A 23,105-nucleotide genomic window follows, 5' to 3' on the forward strand; every position below is an offset into this window, starting at 1 on the left:
GAACGTCGCCAACGCCTTGCCGCCGTTAATATTGCCGCATTTGGCGCCTTTCCATTCGGGCGCGAAAAGCCTATCTCAGTCCCTCATGGTGAGGAGGCGCGCAGCGCCGTCTCGAACCATGATGGCAGACTCCCAACTCGCCGCCATCCTTCGAGACGCGGCCAAGAGGCCGCTCCTCAGGATGAGGGACCGAGCTAACTCATTGCCCCTACTCATAGATCGAACGCCATGACCCCCGCTTCTGCCGAGGCCAGCACTGCCGTTGAGACCCACGCGCTCCAGGTTCCCTTGGAGAAGATCGCGACGGAAACCTATGTGCCGCTGGCAAAACCGTCGCTGATCGGCCTGTCCCGCGCGCAGATCGCCGAAAAACTCGGTTCCATCGGCGTCAAGCCGGCCCAGCAGAAGATGCGCAGCCAGCAGATCTGGCACTGGCTGTATTACCGCGGGGTCCAAAGCTTTGCGGAAATGTCCAGCATTTCCAAAGACATGCGGGTCGAGCTGGAGCAGCATTTTACGGTCGACCGGCCGGAAGTGGCGGTCGAGCAAATCTCCAATGACGGCACCCGCAAATGGCTGCTGAAACTGCCCTCGGGCACCCATGGCGAGCGCGCCCATGAAGTCGAGTGCGTCTACATCCCCGAGACCGACCGTGGCACGCTCTGCGTTTCCTCGCAGGTCGGCTGCACCCTGAACTGCTCGTTCTGCCATACCGGCACCCAGCGCCTGGTGCGCAACCTGACGCCGGGCGAAATCGTCGGCCAGATCATGGTCGCGCGCGACCGGCTGAATGACTGGGCCGACCGCGATACCCCGAATGCCAATCGCCGCATCACCAATATCGTGATGATGGGCATGGGCGAGCCGCTCTACAATTTCGACGCCGTGCGCGACGCGCTGCTGATCGTCTCAGACAATGAAGGCATCGGCATTTCGCGCCGGCGCATCACGCTGTCGACCTCGGGCGTGGTGCCGAACATCAAGCGCACCGGCGAGGAAATCGGCGTGATGCTGGCGATCTCGCTGCATGCGGTGCGCGACGAGCTGCGCAACGAGCTGGTGCCGTTGAACAAGAAATATCCGCTGAAGGAATTGCTGCAGGCGTGCCGCGACTATCCCGGCGCGTCCAACGCCCGGCGCATCACGTTCGAATATGTGATGCTGAAGGGCATCAACGATTCGCTGGAAGATGCGAAACTGCTGGTGAAGATGCTCAAGGGTATCCATGCCAAGATCAATCTGATCCCGTTCAATCCATGGCCGGGTACGCGCTACGAATGCTCCGACTGGGCGCAGATCGAGGCGTTTTCCGAATATGTTTTCAATGCCGGCTATTCCTCGCCGGTGCGCACGCCGCGCGGCCGCGACATTCTCGCAGCCTGCGGGCAGTTGAAGTCGGAGACGGAAAAGCTGTCGGCGCGTGAGCGGCAGGCGCTGCGCGCGATGGCGATGACGGATTGATGGGAGCGCTTATCTCTCAGTCGTCGTGCCCGGGCTTGACCCGGGCATCCACCTGTCTTGTTTAGCCGCAAAGATGGATGGCCGGGTCAAGCCCGGCCACGACAGTGGAGAGATCGGTGCGCAACGTGATCAACGAGTTCTCATCATGTCCCTGATCGGCCGCATCATCGTCATCCTGTTTGCCTTCTGCGTGGCGTCCATGGTCGGCGGCACGATCATTATCTTCTCCATCCTGTTCCCCGAACTCAGCGCCATGGATACCGGGATGGTGAATCCCGATGCGATCAATGTCCTGATCGGCTTCGGCTTCATCTTCTTCTCGGGCTTCGCCCTGATCCCCGCGCTGATCGTCGTCGTGATCACCGAGACCTTCAATATCCGCGCCGTGCTGGCCTATGCGCTCGGTGGCGCCGTGGTCGGCCTTGCCTGCTATCTCGGCCTGATCCCCTATGACGCCACCACCATGACATTCGACGGCATCGTGCGCCGTCACCTCGAAGTGATGACCGGCGCCGGCATCATTGCCGGGCTGATCTACTGGGTGATCGCCGGCCGCAATGCCGGCCGATGGAAGCAGCCGCGGCACCTGCCGCCGCAGCCGGATGCCACAGCAAAACCATAGCGCTTTAACTTTCCTTCCCCCCGCGCCTCGGATAAACCGCCCGCCATGAACCGGACTGGCCTCCTCATTGCGCTCGTGCTGCTTGCAGCGATCCTCGTGATTTTCGGCGTCTGGCCCGAGCTCGATCTCAAGCTCGCGGCGCTGTTCTTCAGTCCCGAAACCCGTGATTTCACCTATTCGGGGCTGCCCTATGCGCAGTTCGCGCGCAACGCGGCCATGTGGATCGCCTGGGCCTTCGTCGCACCGTCGATCCTGGCGCTGATCGTCAAGCTGATCTGGCCGAACCGGCCGCTGCTGGTGAAGGGCCGCACCATGGCCTTTCTGGTCATCACCATGCTGATGTCGGCGGGCTTCCTCACCAATTTCACCTTCAAGACCTTCTGGAGCCGCCCGCGCCCCGTCGCCGTGACCGAATTCGGCGGCCCCTGGCAGTTCAAGGCCTGGTGGGACCCGAGCGGGCAATGCGTCCGCAACTGCTCGTTCTTCTCCGGCGAGGGTGCCACGGCATTCTGGACCTATGCGCCAGCCGCGCTGGCGCCGCCGGCGCTTCGCCCGGCCGCCTATGCGGCCGCAACGGTGTTCGGCCTCGCCACCTCGGGCTGGCGGATGGCCTTTGGCGGGCATTTCTTCACCGACGTGATGATCGCCGGCCTCGCCTCGTTTCTGGTGATCTGGCTGGTGCACGGATGGATCTACCGCTGGCCGCGGACCCGGATGACGGATGAAGGCATCGACCGCTGGCTGACCAAACTCGCCTGGCCCGGCTATGCCTGGCGGCGCCGGATGCTGTCCGGCCGCAATCCGCCAAAGCCATCGCTGGGCAGCCGGATCACCGAGCAGCATCACGATTGATGCCGTCTCACTCTGTCGTTGCCCGGCTTGACCGGGCAACCCTACACACCGGCCCCAGTTTACTGGGCCACCCGGTCAAGCCGGGTGGCGACAAGAGAGCTGTTCCCGCGTTGACGCCCTTTGGTCCGCCGCGCTATCGCTGACCGCGAAAAATAGCCCCGATTGGACGCCCCATGACCACGATTCTGAAGAGCCTCCCCACCGGCAAGAATGTCGGCATCGCCTTTTCCGGCGGCCTCGATACGTCGGCGGCGCTGCTCTGGATGAAGCAGAAGGCCGCGAAAGTTTTCGCCTATACCGCCAATCTCGGCCAGCCCGACGAGGCCGATTACGACGAGATTCCGCGCAAGGCGATGGAATTCGGCGCCGAGAAGGCCCGCCTCGTCGATTGCCGCCAGCAGCTCGTGCATGAAGGCATCGCCGCGATCCAGGCCGGCGCCTTCCATGTCTCCACCGGCGGCATCACCTATTTCAACACCACCCCGCTCGGCCGCGCGGTGACCGGCACCATGCTGGTCTCGGCCATGAAGGAAGACGGCGTCAATATCTGGGGCGACGGCTCGACCTTCAAGGGCAACGACATCGAGCGCTTCTATCGCTACGGCCTGCTCACCAATCCCGAGCTGAAGATCTACAAGCCCTGGCTCGACGACCAGTTCATCGACGAGCTCGGCGGCCGCGCTGAAATGTCGGCCTTCATGACCGCCCACGGCTTCGCCTACAAGATGAGCGCGGAGAAAGCCTATTCCACCGACAGCAACCTGCTCGGCGCGACCCACGAAGCAAAAGATCTCGAACATCTCGACACCGGCATCACCATCGTCAATCCCATCATGGGCGTGCCGTTCTGGAAGGACGATTGCGTCGTCAAGGCCGAGCGCGTCACCGTCCGCTTCGAGGAAGGCCAGCCGGTCGCGCTGAACGGCAAGACCTTTACCGATCCCGTCGCGCTGTTCCTGGAAGCCAATGTGATCGGCGGCCGCCATGGCCTCGGCATGAGCGACCAGATCGAGAACCGCATCATCGAAGCCAAGAGCCGCGGCATCTATGAAGCGCCCGGCATGGCGCTGCTGCACATCGCCTATGAGCGTCTTGTCACCGGCATCCATAACGAGGACACCATCGAGCAGTATCGCATCAACGGCATGAAGCTCGGCCGCCTGCTCTATCAGGGCCGCTGGTTCGACTCGCAGGCCCTGATGCTGCGCGAGACCGCCCAGCGCTGGGTCGCCCGCGCCATCACCGGCGAAGTCACGCTCGAACTGCGCCGCGGCAATGACTATTCGATCGCCAATACCGAAAGCCCGAACCTGACCTATGCGCCGGAACGCCTGAGCATGGAAAAGGTGGAGGACGCACCGTTCACGCCGGCCGACCGTATCGGCCAGCTCACCATGCGCAATCTCGACATTACCGATACCCGCGCGAAGCTGAATGTCTATGCGAAGACCGGCCTGATCAGCGCCGGCGAAGGCGCGACGATCCCGAAGCTGGGTAGCGACAAGAAGTGACGCCCGTAGCCCGGATGAAGCGTAGCGTAATCCGGGGGCAGGCGATTCAATAACCTCGACATCCCCGGATTGCGCTTCGCTCCATCCGGGCTACAGGTTCATTGGCCGGATGTCATTGACGTGACATCCGGCCATTTTATTGATGGAGATTGCTGCGACAGAAAGCCACTGAGGGATGCTGCCATGACCAAAGCCGTTTCACTCGCCGCTCTTGCGGCGTTTTTCATGAGCGCCCCGTGTCACGCCCAGACGATCTATCCGATTGATCGCGCCGAAATCCTCAAAGGCAGCAAGTTCGATTTCAAGGTCGAGCTCCCCGAGAAGATCGCAGCTTCCGACATCAAGGTGACCATCAACGGCGCCGAGCAGAGCGCGACCTTTGGCAAGAGCGCTGATTATATCGAGCGCGAGGACGGCAAGGATCAATCGGCGCTGGTGCTGCGCGATGTCGTGCTCGACAAGCCCGGCGCGTACAAGATCGATGTCACGGCGGGCAACCTCACCAAGTCGGTGACATGGAACGTCTACGACACCGGCGCCCGCCGTGCGAAGAATGTCATCCTGTTTGTCGGCGACGGCATGTCGCTATCGCATCGCGTGGCGGCGCGCATCCTGTCCAAGGGCATCAAGGAAGGCAAGAGCAGCGGCAAGCTCGCCATCGACGACATGCCGAGCATGGCGCTGGTCGGCACCGCCGGCACGGATTCGATCATCACCGACTCCGCGAATTCTGCCAGCGCCTATACGACCGGCCACAAGAGCGCGACCAATGCACTCGGCGTCTATGCGGATCGCACGCGCGACGTGTTCGACGATCCCAAGGTCGAGACCATCACGTCGCTGGTTAAGCGAAAGCTCGATCTTGCGGTCGGCATCGTGACGAATACCGAAATCCAGGATGCGACGCCGGCCTCAATGGTCGCGCATACGCGCCGCCGCGCAGCCTATGACGAGATCGTCGCGCAGATGTTTGCCGCGAAGCCCGACGTTATCCTCGGCGGTGGGGCGGCGAATTTCCTGCCGCGTGCGGTCGATATCGGCAAGCGCGCCGACGAAGTGGACTACATCGCCAAATTCAAAGACGCCGGCTATCCCTATGTAAAGACCGCCGGTGAACTGAAAGCCACGGCCGACAACACGGACACCACAAAACTGCTCGGCCTGTTCACGCCCGGCAACATGGACGGCGTGCTCGACCGCAGATTCCTCAAGGGCGGCGGCGTCAAAAAGAATCCGGAGCAGCCGGATCTCACCGAACAGGTTCAGGCGGCACTCAATGTGCTGTCGCGCAATGACAAGGGCTTTGTCCTGATGGTCGAGTCCGGCATGATCGACAAATATGCGCATATGCTGGACTTCGATCGCGCCGTTTACGACGTGATCATGCTCGACAATGCGGTGAAGCTCGCCAAGGAATGGGCGCTGAAGCGCGGCGAGGACACGCTGATCCTCGTTGTGTCGGATCACAGCCATCCGAACAGCCTGATCGGCACCGTCAATGACGACATGAGCGCGGAAGCGAACCTGCCGCTGCGCGAGCGGATCGGCGTCTATGACAAGGCCGGCTTCCCGAACTATCCGGCGCCGGACGCGGAGGGTTATCCATCACGCGTGGATGTGAGCCGGCGGCTGGCGATCATGTCGGCGAGCGTGCCTGATCATTATGAGACGCTGCGGCCAAAGCTCGATGGACCAAACCAGCCGACGGAAGCGGGTGAGGCGCCAAATACGTTCAAGGCGAATGAAAAATACAAGAACGCGCCCGGCGCCATGCTGCGGCTGGGTAATCTGCCGGCGATGATGAATGCCAGCGTGCATTCCGGCGAGGATGTGATCCTGACGGCGACGGGCCCGGGCAGCGATCGCGTGAAGGGGCAGATGGACAATACGGAAGTGTTTCGCGTGATGGTGGATGCGCTGGGGTTGGGTGCGAAGTAGTTCACGCACCGGCACTCTCCATTGATGATGAGACGGACTCTGGTCCGTCCTCGATTACTGCTCCCGCGAATGGGTGCGCGCTATCGCCACCCATGCGACAAGTTGCATCAGGCTGCGCGCTGAACTGGCTCGCCCAAAACCAGACTCACGTGCGTATCCGTTCAGGAGCACGCCATGAGCAAGTATCGCAGCGCATTGCCGCAGCGTCGCGGCGCCTTTCTCACAGACGGCGGCATGGAGACGTCACTGATCTTCAACGACGGGCTCGAACTGCCGCATTTCGCCTCCTTCGTGCTGCTCGGCTCGACGACGGGGCGAGACCGGCTGAAAGCCTATTACCGGCCCTATCTGGAGACCGCCCGGACGCAGGGCGCCGGCTTCGTGCTCGACAGCGCGACATGGCGCGCCAATCCGGACTGGGGCGACAGGCTCGGCTACGACGCCGGCGCGCTTCATGCGGCCAATGTCGCTGCGATCGACCTGCTTGTGGAGCTCCGCGACGAATGGGAGACCGAGGCCATGCCTTGTGTCATCAGCGGCGCCATCGGCCCGCGCGGAGACGGCTACAAGGCTGGCCACATGACTGCGCCGGAAGCCGAGGACTATCATCGCACCCAGATCACGAGCTTCGCCGGGACAGCGGCCGACATGGTCACCGCCTTTACGCTCTCGACGATTGACGAGGCCGTTGGCATCGCACGGGCTGCGCGATCGCTCGATATGCCCTGCGTCATCTCCTTTACCGTGGAGACAGACGGACGGCTGGCCGATGGTACACCACTGCGTCATGCGATCGAAGCGACCGATCTCGCGACGGAAGCGTCCCCGGCTTACTACATGATCAACTGCGCCCATCCGTCTCATTTCGAAGGCGCGCTGCACGCCAAAGAAGCCTGGGTGCAGCGGATCCAAGGTATCCGCGCCAATGCATCCACCCTCAGCCACGCCGAACTCGACGAGGCGGAGACCCTCGACGCAGGAGATCCAAATGATCTCGCAAAGCGCTATCATCAGTTGCGGCAGTCCTTCCCGGACATCCGTATCCTGGGCGGCTGCTGCGGCACCGACCATCGGCACGTCGCCGCCATAGCAGCGGCCTGCATGCCCTTTGCCGCGACGCCGGTATGAGCGCGGCGAGAGTAACGCGCGGTTCTTCTCCCTCCCCCAAGCGGCTACGCCGCGCCGTGGGGAGGGTGGTGAGAAGCGAGCGTTTAGCGATGCTTCGAGACGGGTGGGGTGCTTCCCCAAACTCCGACGTCACGTGGGGAGAGACCCCACCCGGCGCTACGCGCCACCCTCCCCATTCGCTTCGCTCCGGGGAGGGAGACCATCAGCTTCGGCGAACTACAATTCAGAAAACAAAAAGGGCGGCCTTTCGGCCGCCCTTTTCTTATTTCGCTGTGAGGCGATTTACTCAGCAGCCGGAGCCGCTTCACCCTCGGTCTTCTGCTTGGCCTCAAGATCTTCGCCAGTCTCCTGGTCGACAACCTTCATCGACAGACGCGTCTTGCCTCGATCGTCGAAGCCGAGCAGCTTGACCTTGACCTTGTCGCCTTCCTTGATGACGTCCGAGGTCTTCTGCACGCGGCCGGCGGCGAGCTGGCTGATATGAACCAGACCGTCCTTGGCGCCGAAGAAGTTCACGAATGCACCGAACTCCATCACCTTGACGACGGTGCCCTCGTAGATCTGGCCGACTTCCGGATCGGAAGCGATCGACTTGATCCACTTGATGGCCGCCTTCATGGCCTCGCCATCCGACGAAGCCACCTTCACGGTGCCGTCGTCCTCGATGTTGACCTTGGCGCCGGTCTTTTCGACGATCTCGCGGATCACCTTGCCGCCGGTGCCGATCACTTCACGGATCTTGTCGGTGGCGATCTTGAAGGTCTCGATGCGCGGTGCGTATTCGCCGAGCTCGGCGCGGGCATTGGTGAGCGCCTTCGCCATTTCGCCGAGGATGTGAACGCGACCGTCCTTCGCCTGGGCGAGAGCGACCTTCATGATCTCTTCGGTGATACCGGCGATCTTGATGTCCATCTGCAGCGAGGTGATGCCCTGCTCGGTGCCGGCCACCTTGAAGTCCATGTCGCCGAGGTGATCTTCATCACCTAGGATGTCCGACAGAACCGCGTAGCGCGAACCTTCGAGGATCAGGCCCATGGCGATACCCGCCGTCGGACGCTTCAAGGGCACGCCGGCATCCATCAGCGCGAGCGACGCGCCGCAGACCGAGGCCATCGAGGACGAACCGTTCGACTCGGTGATCTCCGACACCACGCGGATGGTGTAGGGGAACTCGTGGTGGCCCGGCAGCACCGGATGGATCGCGCGCCAGGCGAGCTTGCCGTGGCCGATTTCGCGACGCTTGGTGCCGCCCAGACGACCGGTCTCACCGACCGAGTAGGGAGGGAAGTTGTAGTGCAGCAGGAACGTCTCTTTGTACGTTCCCGACAGCGAGTCGATATACTGCTCGTCTTCGCCGGTGCCGAGCGTGGTGACAACCACGGCCTGGGTTTCACCGCGGGTGAACAGTGCCGAACCATGCGCACGCGGCAGCACGCCGACTTCAGCGAGAATGCTGCGGACAGTCTTGGAATCGCGACCGTCGATGCGCTTGCCGGTGTCGAGGATGTTCCAGCGCACGATCTTGGATTCGAGCTCCTTGAACACGCCGGCAATGCGCAGCTTGTCGTAAGCGGGCTCCTTCCCTTCCGGGAAGTAGTGATCCATGACCTTCTTCTTCACCACGCCGACGGCGGCGTAGCGATCCTGCTTCACCGGGATGGCGTAAGCGGCGCGCAGTTCCTGCTCGACCATGCCGAGCATTTCCTTTTCGAGGGCGCTGTCATCGACGACGGTGACTTCGCGCGGCTCCTTGGCGGCCTTCTCGGCGAGCTCGATGATCGCCTTGATCACCGGCTGGAAGTGGCGGTGACCGAACATCACGGCGCCGAGCATGATTTCTTCCGAAAGCTCCTTGGCTTCCGATTCCACCATCAGCACGGCATCCGACGTACCGGCGACGACCAGCTCGAGCTGGGTGTCGGCCATCTCGTCGAGGGTCGGGTTGAGGATGTATTCGTCGTTCTGGAAGGCGACGCGGGCAGCGCCGATCGGGCCCTTGAACGGTGCGCCCGACAGGGTCAGCGCAGCCGAGGCAGCCACCATGGCCAGCACGTCGGGATCGTTTTCCATGTCGTGCGAGAGCACGGTCACGATCACCTGGGTCTCGTTGCGCCAGCCATCGGCGAACAGCGGACGGATCGGGCGGTCGATCAGGCGGGAAACCAGGGTTTCCTTCTCGGTCGGACGACCTTCACGCTTGAAGTAGCCACCGGGGATGCGGCCGGCTGCGTAGGCCTTTTCCTGATAGTCGACGGTCAGCGGCAGGAAGTCGACGCCTTCGCGCGGCGCCTTGGCGGCCACGACGGTCGCGAGGACGATGGTCTCGCCATAGGTGGCCATGACGGCGCCGTCAGCCTGACGGGCAATCTTGCCGGTTTCCAGCTTGAGCGGACGGCCGCCCCAATCGATCTCGACGGAATGAGGTTTAAACATCTTTGGTATCTTTCATGGGTTCACGAAAAGCGTGGCGCCGAAAAAACAAAAGCCATGCGCAAGACTGCAAGACGCTTCGCATCGATTGCGAAGTCAGCGTCTGGCGATCCTGCCATGGCTTGTGAATGTCCAATGGCGTCCATCCTTCCGATGGTCGCGACCTGAAGCCTTCTAGCTTCACGCCGCGCGACAGGCTCCTTGCCCGTCATCGCCCAGCTGCCGGATTGCGGCTGGACGCTATCGTGCGGGCCACTCTGGCCTGCACTACGTAATGGCATGGTTGGGTTGTGTGGGACCTATCCATGCGAAAACGCGCGCAGGAGCTGCGCGCGTTAAATCGCTTAGCGGCGAATGCCGTGCTTTGCGAGCAGGGCCTTGTACCGGGCCTCGTCCTTCTTCTTGATGTAATCGAGAAGCGAACGACGGGTGGACACCAGCTTCAGAAGACCACGACGGGAATGGTTGTCCTTCGTGTGGGTCTTGAAGTGTTCGGTGAGGTTGGTGATGCGCTCCGAGAGGATGGCAACCTGGACCTCAGGCGAACCGGTATCGCCGGCCTTGAGGGCGCTGTTCTTGATGACTTCCGCTTTGCGTTCGGCGGCAATCGACATCGTCAGTGACTTTCTTTTTGCACCGGATTGGCAACCAATCCGGAAAGGTTGAACACGCGCTTGGGGATGAGCTCGCCATTGCTGAGTTCGGCGAGGGCCAGTAACCGGCCCGACACCGTGACATAAACCGTGCCATTGCAATGAGGCGCATCCCGTCCGCGCAACAAGACGGCCTGGCCCCGATGGAGCCTTGCCGCATCTGACCGTGTGACGGCCAGCGCCGGGATGTCGTCCAGCGCGGTCTCAACGGGCAGTAGCGCGTCGGCGAGGCTTCCCTCGCCAGACGCGGCTCTATCGCACAAAGCCTCCAATTCTGCCAGTGGAATCATGTCAGCTTCGGCGAAGGGTCCGACCAGGGTCCGGCGCAGCGACGAGATATGGCCGTAGCAGCCGAGCAGACGGCCGATGTCACGGGCCAGCGCGCGCACATAGGTGCCCTTGCCGCACTCGGCCTCGAAAACGGCATGGTCGCTATCTGGTTGTTCTGTAAGCACTAATTCGTGGATAACGACGGGGCGCGGAACCAGCGGGACGGTCTCGCCGTCGCGCGCCAGGTCATAGGCGCGCTCGCCCTGGATCTTGATGGCCGAATATTGCGGCGGGGTCTGCTCGATATTGCCGGTAAACTGCGGCAGCAGCGCACGGATCTGCTCGGCCGTTGGCCTGATATCCGAGGTCTGGGTAACCCGGCCTTCGGTGTCGTCGGTATCGCGCTCGGCGCCCCAGGCGACAGTGAAGCGATAACGCTTGCGACCATCCATCACGAACGGGACGGTCTTGGTGGCTTCGCCCAGCGCGATCGGCAGGCCGCCGGAGGCGAGCGGATCGAGGGTACCGGCATGGCCGGCGCGCTTGGCCTGGAACAGACGCTTGGCGACGGCGACCGCCTGGGTCGAGGTCATGCCGAGCGGCTTGTCGAGAATGACCCAGCCATGGACGTCGCGCTTGTCGCGGCGAACCTGTCCACCGCCCTGGCGCTTGCCGCCCTGATGGCGCGGATCATTATTGCCGCGCGGCGCCTGCGGAAGCGGGCTCACCTCAAGGCCGGTGTCGGTCTTGGTCGTCGTCACAGTCATTCGTTCTCGTCCGAATCTTGATTATCAGAGTCTTGTTTGAGGTCACGCGCCACCGCGGGGGTGCGCAAAAGTTTGTCGATACGCTCGGCTTCGTCGAAACGTTCGTCGATGCGGAAGCGCAGATCGGGCGCGTATTTCAGGTTCACCCGATGCGCGGCTTCGGTGCGCAAAAAGCTCTTGTTCGCCGCCAGTGCCTTCAGCACGGGCTCGGTGTTCTTGCCGCCGAGCGGCATTACATAAACGGTGGCCAGCTTGAGGTCCGGAGACATCCGCACCTCCGGCACCGTGATGATGTTGGTCTGCAGCACGGGATCGTAGACACCACCCTGCGAGAGGATATCGGCGATCGCGTGGCGCATCAGTTCGCCGACACGCAATTGACGCTGCGAGCCACCCGGCGTCGCAGATTTTTGATGATGCTTGGGCATCTTTCCTAGCCAACAATAAACGACGTCATGGCCGGGACTATCCCGGCCATCCACGCCTGTTCTGTGAAAAATCAAAGACGTGGATGCCCGGCGCATTTACGCCGGGCATGACGTCCTTCTCAAAATCCGGCTCTCTGTAAGACTTGGACTTACAGCGAGCGCTGGATGGTCTCGATGCGATAACACTCGATCACGTCACCGGCACGCATGTCGGAGTAGTTCTCGAACGCCATGCCGCATTCCTGGCCTGACGCAACTTCCTTCACTTCGTCCTTGAAGCGCTTCAGGGTCGACAGCTTGCCTTCGTGCACGACGACGTTGTCGCGGATCAGGCGCACATTGGCGCCGCGTTCCACAGTGCCGTCGGTGACGCGGCAACCCGCGACCTTGCCGACCTTCGAGATGTTGAACACTTCGAGGATCTGCGCATTGCCCAGCATGGTTTCGCGCAACGTCGGCGCGAGCAGGCCGGACATGGCCTTCTTCACGTCATCCACGAGATCGTAGATGATGTTGTAGTAGCGGATCTCGATGCCGTTACGCTTGGCAAGAGCCGTCGCTTCCTTGTTGGCACGAACCGAGAAGCCGATGATGGCGGCGTTGAAGCCTTCAGCCAGCGTGACGTCCGATTCCGAGATGCCGCCGACGGCTGAATGCAGGATACGGGCAGCGACCTCGTCGGTGCCGAGCTTCTCCAGCGAGCCGAGAATGGCTTCCAGCGAACCCTGCACGTCGGCCTTGATGACCAGCGGGAAGTCCTTGCGGCCCGAGGTCTTCAGCTGGCTCATCATCTGCTCGAGCGAGCCGCGCATGCCGGAGGCGGATGCGGCGGACTTCTCACGCTTCTGATGCGTACGGTAGTCGGTGATCTCGCGGGCGCGGGCTTCGTTGACCACGACGGCCATACGATCACCGGCTTCCGGCGGACCGTTGAAGCCGAGCACCTCGACCGGCACCGATGGACCGGCTTCGGTCAGCTGCTCGCCCTGATCCGAGATCAGTGCGCGGACACGGCCCATTTCGGCACCGGCCACGATGATGTCGCCGATCCGCAGCGTACCGCGCTGAACCAGCACGGTGGCCACTGGACCACGACCACGATCGAGCTTGGCTTCGATCACGGTGCCTTCCGCCGGACGATCCGAATTGGTCTTCAGGTCGAGGATTTCGGCCTGCAGCGCGATCATTTCGAGCAGCTTGTCGAGATTGGTCTTGTTCTTCGCCGACACTTCCACGTCGACGACGTCGCCGCCGAAGGATTCGACCTGCACGTCATGCTGCAGAAGCTCGGTGCGCACGCGCTCCGCCTTCGCATCCGGCTTGTCGATCTTGTTGATCGCCACGATGATCGGCACACCCGCTGCCTTGGCGTGGTTGATGGCTTCGATCGTCTGCGGCATCACGCCGTCATCGGCCGCCACCACGAGGATGACGATGTCGGTAACCTTGGCGCCGCGGGCGCGCATCGCGGTGAACGCGGCGTGGCCCGGCGTATCGATGAAGGTGATCTTCTTACCGCTCTCCGGCGAGGTGACCTGATAGGCGCCGATATGCTGGGTAATGCCACCGGCTTCACCCGACACAACGTTGGCCTGACGCAGCGCGTCGAGCAGCGACGTCTTACCGTGGTCGACGTGACCCATGACGGTGACGACCGGCGAACGGGTTTCCGTATCGGTGGAATCGTCGGCGACGTCGAACAAGCCTTCTTCAACGTCCGACGCGGCAACGCGCTTGACGGTGTGGCCCAGTTCTTCGGCGATCAGCTGTGCGGTATCGGAATCGATCACGTCGGTGATCTTGTGCATCGCGCCCTGCTTCATCAGCATGCGGATGATGTCCACCGCGCGCTCCGCCATGCGGTTCGCGAGTTCCTGAATCGTGATCGCTTCCGGAATGATCACTTCGCGGACGAGCTTTTCCTTCGGCTCGTTCGACTGATGACCCTTCAGGCGCTGGGTACGGCGGCGGAACGATGCGACCGAACGCTCGCGCACGTCACCGGCCGACAGCGCGGTGACGACGGTGAGACGGCCACGTTCCTTCTGCGGACCGGGCTTGGCGGTCGGCTTCGGCGCAATCACCGGACGGGCGGGGCTGCCGGGGCGACGAATGACGCGCGGTGCCTCGTCCTCGTCGCTGCCATCGGCGGCAACGGCGGGACGGCCCGACGTGGTGGCGATCGGAGCGCGGGCGGTGGTGGAGGTCGACCGGGCCGCAGCCTTGGCCTTGGCTTCAGCCTCGGCCTCGCGGCGCTTGGCTTCGGCTTCCGCCTTGCGCTTGGCTTCTTCCTCCAGACGATGGCGCTCTTCCTCGGCCTTGCGACGGGCCTCGGCAGCTTCGCGCTCCATCTGCTCCTTGTATTCCTTGGTGTTGCGGCGGGCTGCCTCTGCCTCGGCAAGACGACGTTCTTCGACCTCACGGGCGCGCGCATCGGCGAGCGCGCTGGCGCGGGCGTTACGCTCGTCCTCGGTCAGCGTGCGCAGCACGACGCCAGAGCCGCTGCGCTGCGGCGGCTGCGGACGGCCCGAACCACCGCGCGGCGGCGGCGAAGCCGAGCGCGACGGGGCGCTGGGAGCGCGGGACGACGAGCCCGATGAGGAGGTACGCACCGGAGCAGCAGGCGCGGCCGGGCGAACCGGCGCGGCGGGTGCAGCAGCGCGAACGGGAGCCGCCGGCGCAGCAGCGACAGGTGCCGGGGCGGCAGGAGCCGCAGGCGTAGCAGCAACGGGAGCCGGAGCTGCCGGTGCAGCAGGCTTCGGCGCAGCGGGCGCCGGCGCAGCGGCAGCGGGTGCCGCGGGCGCAGGTGTGGGAGCAGGCGCCGGAGCTTCAGCGTGGCTTTCGCCGGGAATGCGGCGCTTGCCGCGTTTCTCGACCACCACCTGCTTGCTACGGCCCTGGCTGAAGCTCTGGCGCACAGTGCTCTGCTCGACGCGCGGCTTCAGCGTCAAGGTCTTGCTGGGAACGCTCAGAGTCTTGTCGCCAGGCGTTTTCGTATCAACCATTCAGCAGTCCTAGTCCTTTTGCGGTGTGCGCGGTCGCACATTCGTCATCGTTCGAATTTCAATCGGCGAAATCGTCGTCCGGCGGCACCGTGTCCGGCGACGCATGGGTCTTCGATGGTTTGGCGCTTGCGTTGATGTCAGCGTCAGCCATCCGGTATCGGACCAAAGTCTGGCTGCGCGACAGGAACGTTTTGCCCGCCGGGCCTGTGAGCACGGCAGCATGTATCACATTTGACCGCCCCAATGCCAAATCCAATTCGTCACTGCTGAGCAGCGTTATGATCGGAATCTGGTCGGTTTCGTCATCGAAGGCGGCATTTTGTCGGACGATACCGTCCAGCTTGCGAATTCCGTCGGCAGCACCGTTGCTAGCATGGAGCAAGATTTCGGCGGTATTACGCCGTAATGCGTCCTCGACCTTGGTGAAACCGGAGACGACCTGACCCGCCTTGGCCACCATGGCCAGAGCGTCGGTCACGCCGCGCAGCATCAATTTATCGGTTTCATCGGCGATTTGAGCCGACACCTTGACGTTTTTCTTGAAACCCCGGGCGAAAAGATTGCGTTTCGCCGCCTCCGCCACCGCCTTATGCGATGCCGAAACCCACAGTCCCCGGCCCGGGAGCTTGCGCTTGAGGTCGGGAACAGGCTCGCCGGTGGGCGAAAGAACGAAACGGATCAGGTCATCGATGGGACGCACGCGCCGTGTGACCACGCACATCCGCTCAGTCCCCGATTTGGTGTCTCGGGGGCCGCGATCAAGATCTGCGGGGTCAAAACTGGCGAGCATGCGTGGCGCATATCCTTACGCTTCGGCTTCTTCGGACTCGGGCTCAACGCCCTTGTCGAGGTCTTCGCGGGTGATCCAGCCAGCCACGACGCGGGCTTCCATGATCATGCGCTCGGCATCCTCACGCGACATCTCGTTGGCATCGAGGAAACCGGCATGCTTGACCGGCTCGGAGCCTTCCTTGCGCTCGGTCCAGCCGACGATGTCGTCAGTGGCGCAGCCCGCGAGGTCCTCGACGGTCTTGACGTCGTTTTCGCCGAACTTGACCATCATCTGCAGGGTCACGCCGGGCACTTCGCGCAGCGCCTCATCGACACCGAGCTCCTTGCAACGGGCGCTCAGCTCGGCCTCGAGCTGCTCGAGATATTCGCGCGCACGGCTCTGCAGCTCGTCGGCGGTCTCGTCGTCGAAGCCTTCGATGCTGGCCAGTTCCTTGGCATCCACCAGCGCCAGTTCCTCGACGTTCGTAAAACCTTCCGACGCCAGCAGCTGGCCGACGACTTCGTCGACATTCAGCGCTTCCATGAACACGCGGGTGGCGTTCTCGAAGTCGGCCTGGCGACGCTCGGATTCTTCCTGCTCGGTGAGAATGTCGATGTCCCAGCCGGTCAGCTGCGAGGCGAGACGTACGTTCTGGCCGCGGCGGCCGATCGCCAGCGAAAGCTGGTTGTTGGTGTCGGGCACCACGACTTCGATGCGCTCGCGGTCTTCGTCGATGACGACCTTGGAGACTTCCGCCGGCGCCAGCGCGTTGACCACGAAGGTCGCGATATCCGGCGACCACGGAATGATGTCGATCTTTTCGCCCTGCAGCTCGTTCACCACGGCCTGCACGCGCGAACCGCGCATACCGACGCAGGCGCCGACCGGATCGACCGAGGAATCGCGCGAGATCACGCCGATCTTGGCGCGCGAACCGGGATCGCGGGCAACGGCCTTGATCTCGACGATGCCGTCATAGATTTCCGGCACTTCCTGCGCGAACAGTTTCGCCATGAATTGCGGATGGGTGCGCGACAGGAAGATCTGCGGACCGCGGGTCTCGCGACGCACGTCGAACACGTAAGCACGCACGCGGTCGCCGTTGCGGAACACTTCGCGCGGCAGCATCTCGTCGCGGCGGACAATCGCTTCGCCGCGGCCGAGGTCGACGATCACCGAGCCATATTCGACGCGCTTGACGACGCCGTTGACGATCTCGCCGATGCGATCCTTGAATTCCTGATACTGACGATCACGCTCGGCTTCGCGCACCTTCTGCACGATCACCTGCTTGGCCGACTGCGCGGCAATGCGGCCATATTCCAGCGGCGGCAGCGTGTCGGCAATGGTGTCGCCGACCTGGGCGCCCGGATTGGCGCGCTGCGCGTCATTGAGCGAAATCTGGTTCGACGCGTTCTCGACATCCTCGACCACCAGCATATGGCGGGTCAGCGAGAGCTGGCCGGTCTTCGGATGGATCTCGGCGTGAACATCGGTTTCCGAGCCGTAACGCGCGCGCGCCGCCTTGGCGATCGCCTCTTCCATCGCCGAGATGACGATGCCGCGGTCGATGGTTTTCTCGCGGGCAACGGCGTCGGCGATCTGCAAGAGTTCAAGTCGGTTGGCGCTGATAGCGGCCATGGCTCAGTCTCCTTCGGGTCAATCGATATCGCCGCGGCGCTTGGCATCTGCGGCGAGGCGGTGGGCCTTGGTGTTTTTCGGCGGCGGCTTCTTGGCGGCTTTCGCAGCCTTGCCCTTCGGCTTCGGCGCAAAACTCTTCTTCGGATCGCTGCGCTTGGCATGCGGGGCCGGCGGCGGCGCCAGGCCGAGCTCGCGCTTGAGATCTTCCTCGGCATGCTTGCCGCGACGCATGGACTCGGCAACCAGCTCGTCGGTCAGCACGAGATTGGCGCTGCCGATATCTTCCATAGGCAACCGCGTGATCGGATCTTCGCCATCACGCGCGCCTTCGCGATCGATCAGGACCTCGCCGCCCTCGACGGCGCTGATCCAGCCGCGGAAACGCTTGCGGCCGCCGACGGCAACCGCCATGTCGACCTTCACGAGATGACCCTGAAAGCGCAGGAAGTCCGAACGGCGCACCAGCGGGCGATCGATGCCCGGCGAGGAAATCTCGAGGCGATAGGCGCGCTGGATTGGATCCTCGATATCGAGTACCGGCGACAACGCATTCGAAATCGCCTCGCAATCCTCGACCTGCATCGAGCCATCGGGCCGCTCGGCCATGATCTGCACGGTGCAGCCGGCCTCGGCCGAAATCTTGATGCGCACCAGCCGATAGCCCATGCCTTCGAGCACCGGCGTCGCAATGGCCGCCACGCGCGCGCCGGCACCTGGCTCGACGACCAGACGCGGCTCGGCGAGCAGCTCGGTATCATCCATGGTGGGTTCGATCGGGTCGGTCATCGGGCAGCAGCGGTCCAGGTTGGGGTCGGTTCAGGTAATAAAAAAGAGCGGGTCCCCGGGGGCCCCACTCTCAAACGGATCGTATGAGAACTGTAAGTTGCGGCCGATATAGACCTTTTTCGGCAGGACGGCAAGGGCGGGATTCGACGCGATGCAGCTCGCACCGGAACCCTGCCCGTGTTAAGTCACTGTAAACTCTGGCATCTATGCCTTTCCGGACTAACCCTTCCTTCATGAAGCCCCATTAGGCTATGCGGGCCTTTGTGGTGGCGTAGTTGAGTAAATTTGATGGCAGAGGCCAAATCCCTCATTCCAGGGCTTGAGGAAATCGTCCGTAACGGCGATCCCGCACGCCGTGGCGAGGCGGTCCGGAAGATCGCCGACCTGTTTCTACAGGGCGCCTCCCGGTTCCAGCCGTCCCATGTGGACCTGTTCGACAGCATCCTGACCAGCCTAGTGCCGCAGACCGGGGTCGAGGCACGCCGTGCATTGGCCGAACGGCTGGCCGAGCTGGTCAATGCGCCGCCGCAGCTGATTTCCATGCTGGTGCGCGACGATGAAATCCTGATCGCCGGCCCGCTGTTGCGCCGCTCGCCGCAGATCGACGAGCCGACCTTGCTCGATATCGCCAAGGCCAAGAGCCAGCCGCATCTGCTTGCCATTTCCGATCGGCCGACCCTCGGCCCGCGCCTGACCGATGTGATCATCCGCCGCGGCGACCGCGAGGTCATCCGCCGGGTGGCCGGCAATGCCGGTGCGGTGTTCTCGCAGCTCGGCTATCACGGCCTGATCCGCCGTGCCGGCGACGACGGCGTGCTGGCCGTCACGGTCGGTCAGCGCGATGACCTGTCCACGGAACAGCTCAAATATCTGCTGGCGCATTCGGTCGAGGTCGTCCGGCGCCGCCTGTTCGATGCCGCTGCGCCGGAACTGCGCGCGGCCATCAACCGTGCCATGCAGGACATCTCCGGCACGCAGCAACATCTCGGACTGACGCGTGATTTCGCCAGCGCCGAGCGCAGCGTGCGCAAGCTGCAAACCAGCGCGGAGCTGAACGAGGGTGCCCTGCTGCGCTTCGCCCGCGCGCATCAATATGAGGAGACGGCGGCGGCCCTCGCCGCCATGTCCGGTGTCCGCATCGCCACCATCGACCAGCTCCTGAAGGGCGACCGCGACGATCCGATGCTGATCCTCGGCAAGTCGATCGGCATTTCCTGGGCCACGGTCCGCGCACTGATTGCGCTACGCGTCGGCCCCGGCCGCTCGCCGGCAGCCCATGACGTCGAGGAAGCCCGGCAGAACTTCGAGCGCCTGGTGCCGGCCACCGCCCAGCGCGTGCTGACCTTCTGGCAGACCCGCGAACCGACCTCGGAAATCCCGAACTAGCGCCGCCGACGCCATTCCCCGACAAAGGCGACAAAGGCCGCCAGGGCGGGCGGCGGTTGCCGGCGGCTGGGATAATAAAGGAACGGTCCCGGAAATGGCGGCAGCCAGTCGTCCAGTACGCTGACCAACCTGCCGGCCGCCATCGCCTCCCGCGCATAACCTTCGAATGTCATGAAGAAGCCGAGCCCGCCTTCGGCCGCTTCGATGCCGAGCCGTGAATAGCTGGCGATCAGGGCCGGCTCCGGCGCCACCCGGACCTCGCGGCCGTCCTGCTCAAACTCCCAGTCCAGCAGGGCGCCTGAGGAGAAACGGGTTCTGATGCAGCAATGCTGCAGCAAATCCTGCGGCACGGTGGGGCGCCCATGTTGCGCAACATATTGCGGCGACGCGACCACGGCGTAACGCTCCGGCGGCCCCAGCGAGATCGCGATCATGTCCTGGGCAAGATGTTCGCCATACCGGATGCCCGCGTCGAAACCTTCGGCGACAATGTCGATCAGCGTCGTTTCTGCAATGATTTCAAGCTGGATATCCGGATAACGCTGCAGGAACGGCGTCACCATCGGGGCCAGGACGAGATCCACTGCCGGTGCCGGGGCATTGATCCGCAACCGGCCGGACGGTGCGGCGCCGAAACCTCGGACTTGTTGCAGGGCAGCATCGACGTCTTCCATGGCCGGAGCGACTTTTGTGCGCAGCAATTCCCCGGCTTCGGTCAAGGCGACGCTACGCGTTGTGCGATGCAGCAATCGCACACCCAGGCGCTCTTCCAGGTCGCGGAGCCGCTGGCTCAGGCCGGAGACCGACACCTGCAGCTCCACCGCCGCCCGGCGAAAGTTTTTTGTGCGGGCAACGGCGAGGAACGCTGAAAGGTCGCGGAGGTCGAGATCGCTCATTGTCCGTCAAATTGAACAACCCTTTCATGATTGTCCAGCTTATCGCGCGGCGAGAGCGGGTGCATATCGCCCGGCATCGGCGGCATGGACCGCCATCGACAGCCACGGAGCATTCCCATGGACACCCGCACACTCGGAAAGACCGGCCCAAACACATCGGCTCTCGGCCTCGGCTGCATGGGCATGTCGGATTTCTACGGCCCCGCCGACCGCGACGAGAGCGTTGCCACCATCCATGCAGCCCTGGATGCCGGCATCACATTGCTCGACACCGGCGACTTCTACGGCATGGGCCACAACGAGATGCTGATCGCCGAAGCCCTGCGCGGCCATCCCCGGCGTGACAAGGCACAGATCTCGGTGAAATTCGGCGCCCTGCGCGGCCCCGACATGGCCTGGAACGGCTACGATTCGCGCCCCGTGGCGGTGAAGAATTTCGTCACCTATTCGTTGAAACGGCTGAATGTCGATGCCATCGACATCTATCGCCCGGCCCGGCTCGACCCCAATGTGCCCATCGAGGACACGATCGGCGCCATCGCCGACCTGATCAAGGCCGGCCATGTCAAACATGTCGGCCTGTCCGAAGTCGGCGCCGACACCATCCGCCGCGCCGCCCACGTGCATCCGATCGCCGACCTGCAGATCGAATATTCGCTGATCTCGCGCGGCATCGAACAGAGCATCCTGCCCACCTGCCGCGAACTCGGCATCGGCATCACCGCCTATGGCGTGCTGTCGCGCGGTCTGATTTCCGGCCACTGGAGCAAGGGTCAGGGTACCCAGGATTTCCGCAGCATCAGCCCGCGCTTCTCCGCAGCGAATATTGATCACAATCTGGCACTGGTAGAGAAGCTGCGCACCATCGCCCGCGAGATCGGCGCCTCGGTGGCGCAGGTCGCGATCGCGTGGGTCGCGGCACAGGGCAAGGATATCGTACCGCTGGTCGGCGCCCGTCGCCGTGATCGACTGACCGAAGCACGTGGCGCGCAGGCTGTGAAGCTCACTGCGGCGCATCTTGCAGAGCTGGAACAGGCAATTCCGGTCGATGCAGCCGCGGGTGGGCGCTATCCGGACAGCCAACTCGTGCACATGGACAGCGAGAAGGCGTAAGCCCTCAGCCCTCCAGTGGCCGCGTCGATGCGCGCGCCACCAGCACAGGCGACGTCACGATCTGCAACGCACCCTGATGGGTGCCGGTGATCAGATCGAGCAGCAATTCCCCGGTCCGCTCGCCCATCTCGTGATGGCTGATGCGGACCGTGGACAGCGGCGGATTGACGAGATCGACCAGCGGCATGTCGTTATGGCCGATCACCGAGACGTCCTCCGGGCAGCGTCGCCCCTGTTCGCGCAGCGCCTCGTAGACGCCCAGCGCCAGCAGATCATTGGCCGCGACCACCGCCGTGGCATCCGGCCGCCGCGCCAGCAGCTCCCGGGCGGCAGGCAATCCCGCCTCGCGGGTGAAGGCGGCGGCTTCCTCGATATCGTCGATATCGGGATCGAGACCTGCGGCACGCATCGCCGCAACGAAACCACGACGACGCAGCATCCCCGTCGACAACGACTGCGGCCCCGCCACATGCACGATGTTGCGATGGCCGGATGCAATCAGGTGCTCCACCGCCAGCATCATTCCCGCCATGTCGTCGGACACCACCGATGGCACCCGCGACTCGCCCTCGGCGCGATTGACCAGCACGACCGGAATCTGTGCCTTCAGGCAACGCTCGACCGCATCGTCCTTCAGGGCGACATTGGCGAGCACGAGGCCATCGACCCTGCGTGCGATCAGCATCTGCACGAGGTCGTTGCCGCCGGTGCGGTCCGGCCGCTGGTCGGCGACGATCAGCGCATAGCCCCGCGCCGACAACGCGCGTTCGAGCCCGCTGATGATCGGTGAGAAGACGGGATTGGCGATGTCGGGAACGACGATGCCGATGAGCCTGGATCGGCCACTCCGGAGGCTCGCGGCGGCCACATCCGGCCGGTAGCCGAGCCGCTCGGCCGCTTCCAGCACCCGGCGCACGACGGGCTCGCCCAGCCGCTCGCGACGCGCCGGATCGAGCGCACGCGACACCGTGGAGGGATGCACCCCCACCTCCCGCGCCACGTCCTTGATCGTCACTACTGCAGCCATGCCGGCATCCTAAACGGTCAACTTGACGCGCGCAAACGATTGCATTACCGTCTATGCAATCGATTGCGCAATCAGCGCCGTCCGCGTTGCGCGACGAGATGCCAGAGCCGATCGACCGGGAGGACGCCAATGATCATCACACGTCAGCAGGACGTGACCGACGTCGTTGTCGACGCCATGAGCCATGCGCCGGATAACCGTTTGCGCACCGTCATGGCGTCGTTCGTGCGCCACCTCCATGCTTTCGCCCGCGACGTCCGGCTCACCGAGGCCGAGTTCGAATTCGCCATCGATTTCCTCAACCGGATCGGTCAGGCCACCAACGACACCCATAACGAGGCCGTGCTGTTCAGCGATGCCGTTGGCCTTTCCACCCTGGTCTGCCTGCTGAACAACGGACAGGACGGCGCCAGCGAGAC

Annotated in this window: 19 protein-coding genes; 9 read left to right on the forward strand and 10 right to left on the reverse strand. The window is 63.5% G+C overall.

The features are described 5' to 3' along the window. Positions 1-228 precede the first annotated feature (228 nt). The 6 genes from rlmN to ACIQ17_RS06050 all read left to right on the forward strand — a co-directional run bounded on the left by rlmN (position 229) and on the right by ACIQ17_RS06050 (position 7,512). Complete coding sequence (rlmN, locus tag ACIQ17_RS06025) at positions 229-1,461, forward strand: 23S rRNA (adenine(2503)-C(2))-methyltransferase RlmN (RefSeq protein ID WP_398466440.1); 1,233 nt, start codon at positions 229-231, stop codon at positions 1,459-1,461. A 145-nt stretch (positions 1,462-1,606) separates the two neighbouring features. Beyond that, positions 1,607-2,083 carry a hypothetical protein gene (locus ACIQ17_RS06030; RefSeq protein WP_398466442.1) on the forward strand — a complete coding sequence of 159 codons (477 nt, stop codon included), beginning with the start codon at positions 1,607-1,609 and terminating at the stop codon, positions 2,081-2,083. Between the two features lie 45 nt (positions 2,084-2,128). Further along, positions 2,129-2,935, forward strand: coding sequence for a phosphatase PAP2 family protein (locus tag ACIQ17_RS06035; RefSeq protein ID WP_398466444.1), 807 nt, complete (start codon positions 2,129-2,131; stop codon positions 2,933-2,935). 173 nt (positions 2,936-3,108) lie between these two features. Further along, entirely contained in the window at positions 3,109-4,446 is a 1,338-nt protein-coding gene (argG, locus tag ACIQ17_RS06040; RefSeq protein ID WP_398466446.1) for an argininosuccinate synthase, read from the forward strand. 183 nt (positions 4,447-4,629) lie between these two features. Further along, positions 4,630-6,384 carry an alkaline phosphatase gene (locus tag ACIQ17_RS06045; protein WP_398466448.1) on the forward strand — a complete coding sequence of 585 codons (1,755 nt, stop codon included), beginning with the start codon at positions 4,630-4,632 and terminating at the stop codon, positions 6,382-6,384. 174 nt (positions 6,385-6,558) lie between these two features. Continuing rightward, positions 6,559-7,512 (forward strand): homocysteine S-methyltransferase family protein, encoded by a 954-nt coding sequence (locus tag ACIQ17_RS06050; RefSeq protein ID WP_398466450.1) that lies wholly within the window; start codon positions 6,559-6,561, stop codon positions 7,510-7,512. A gap of 282 nt (positions 7,513-7,794) precedes the next feature. Here the strand turns inward: ACIQ17_RS06050 and pnp are convergent, their stop codons facing one another. The 8 genes from pnp to rimP form a co-directional block, all read right to left on the reverse strand. After that, a complete protein-coding gene (gene pnp / locus ACIQ17_RS06055) occupies positions 7,795-9,945 on the reverse strand; it encodes a polyribonucleotide nucleotidyltransferase (RefSeq protein ID WP_398466453.1) in 2,151 nt (716 codons plus the stop codon). A 341-nt stretch (positions 9,946-10,286) separates the two neighbouring features. After that, positions 10,287-10,556, reverse strand: coding sequence for a 30S ribosomal protein S15 (gene rpsO / locus ACIQ17_RS06060; RefSeq protein ID WP_211911209.1), 270 nt, complete (start codon positions 10,554-10,556; stop codon positions 10,287-10,289). A 2-nt stretch (positions 10,557-10,558) separates the two neighbouring features. Continuing rightward, positions 10,559-11,632: a tRNA pseudouridine(55) synthase TruB gene (gene truB / locus ACIQ17_RS06065; RefSeq protein ID WP_398466456.1), complete on the reverse strand. Its 1,074-nt coding sequence runs from the start codon at positions 11,630-11,632 to the stop codon at positions 10,559-10,561. After that, entirely contained in the window at positions 11,629-12,060 is a 432-nt protein-coding gene (gene rbfA, locus ACIQ17_RS06070; protein ID WP_211911207.1) for a 30S ribosome-binding factor RbfA, read from the reverse strand. The genes truB and rbfA overlap by 4 nt, the downstream gene beginning before the upstream one ends. Before the next feature lie 149 nt (positions 12,061-12,209). Further along, on the reverse strand, positions 12,210-15,065 hold the full coding sequence (gene infB / locus ACIQ17_RS06075; protein WP_398466458.1) for a translation initiation factor IF-2: 2,856 nt from the start codon (positions 15,063-15,065) through the stop codon (positions 12,210-12,212). Between the two features lie 58 nt (positions 15,066-15,123). Next, positions 15,124-15,855, reverse strand: coding sequence for an RNA-binding protein (locus ACIQ17_RS06080; protein WP_398466460.1), 732 nt, complete (start codon positions 15,853-15,855; stop codon positions 15,124-15,126). A gap of 15 nt (positions 15,856-15,870) precedes the next feature. Next, positions 15,871-17,478: a transcription termination factor NusA gene (gene nusA, locus ACIQ17_RS06085; protein ID WP_398466462.1), complete on the reverse strand. Its 1,608-nt coding sequence runs from the start codon at positions 17,476-17,478 to the stop codon at positions 15,871-15,873. Positions 17,479-17,496: 18 nt separating this feature from the next. Continuing rightward, the gene (gene rimP / locus ACIQ17_RS06090) at positions 17,497-18,264 is read right to left on the reverse strand and encodes a ribosome maturation factor RimP (RefSeq protein WP_398466464.1); all 768 of its coding nucleotides are present in this window, start codon (positions 18,262-18,264) and stop codon (positions 17,497-17,499) included. A gap of 288 nt (positions 18,265-18,552) precedes the next feature. Here rimP and ACIQ17_RS06095 point away from each other — a divergent pair, with 288 nt between their 5' ends. Beyond that, on the forward strand, positions 18,553-19,650 hold the full coding sequence (locus tag ACIQ17_RS06095) for a DUF2336 domain-containing protein (protein ID WP_398466466.1): 1,098 nt from the start codon (positions 18,553-18,555) through the stop codon (positions 19,648-19,650). On the opposite strand, the gene ACIQ17_RS06100 is transcribed toward ACIQ17_RS06095, so the two are convergent. Beyond that, positions 19,647-20,546 carry a LysR family transcriptional regulator gene (locus ACIQ17_RS06100; RefSeq protein ID WP_398466468.1) on the reverse strand — a complete coding sequence of 300 codons (900 nt, stop codon included), beginning with the start codon at positions 20,544-20,546 and terminating at the stop codon, positions 19,647-19,649. The genes ACIQ17_RS06095 and ACIQ17_RS06100 overlap by 4 nt on opposite strands. Before the next feature lie 117 nt (positions 20,547-20,663). On the opposite strand from ACIQ17_RS06100, the gene ACIQ17_RS06105 reads away from it, so the two are divergent. After that, the gene (locus ACIQ17_RS06105) at positions 20,664-21,659 is read left to right on the forward strand and encodes an aldo/keto reductase (protein ID WP_398466470.1); all 996 of its coding nucleotides are present in this window, start codon (positions 20,664-20,666) and stop codon (positions 21,657-21,659) included. 4 nt (positions 21,660-21,663) lie between these two features. Here the strand turns inward: ACIQ17_RS06105 and ACIQ17_RS06110 are convergent, their stop codons facing one another. Continuing rightward, a complete protein-coding gene (locus ACIQ17_RS06110; RefSeq protein WP_398466472.1) occupies positions 21,664-22,686 on the reverse strand; it encodes a LacI family DNA-binding transcriptional regulator in 1,023 nt (340 codons plus the stop codon). Positions 22,687-22,815: 129 nt separating this feature from the next. Here ACIQ17_RS06110 and ACIQ17_RS06115 point away from each other — a divergent pair. Further along, positions 22,816-23,105: dioxygenase (locus tag ACIQ17_RS06115; protein ID WP_398466474.1), on the forward strand; the 290-nt coding region annotated here is incomplete at its 3' end.

This window comes from Tardiphaga sp. (assembly GCF_044340795.1).
In the GTDB taxonomy this organism is placed as follows: Bacteria; Pseudomonadota; Alphaproteobacteria; order Rhizobiales; family Xanthobacteraceae; genus Tardiphaga.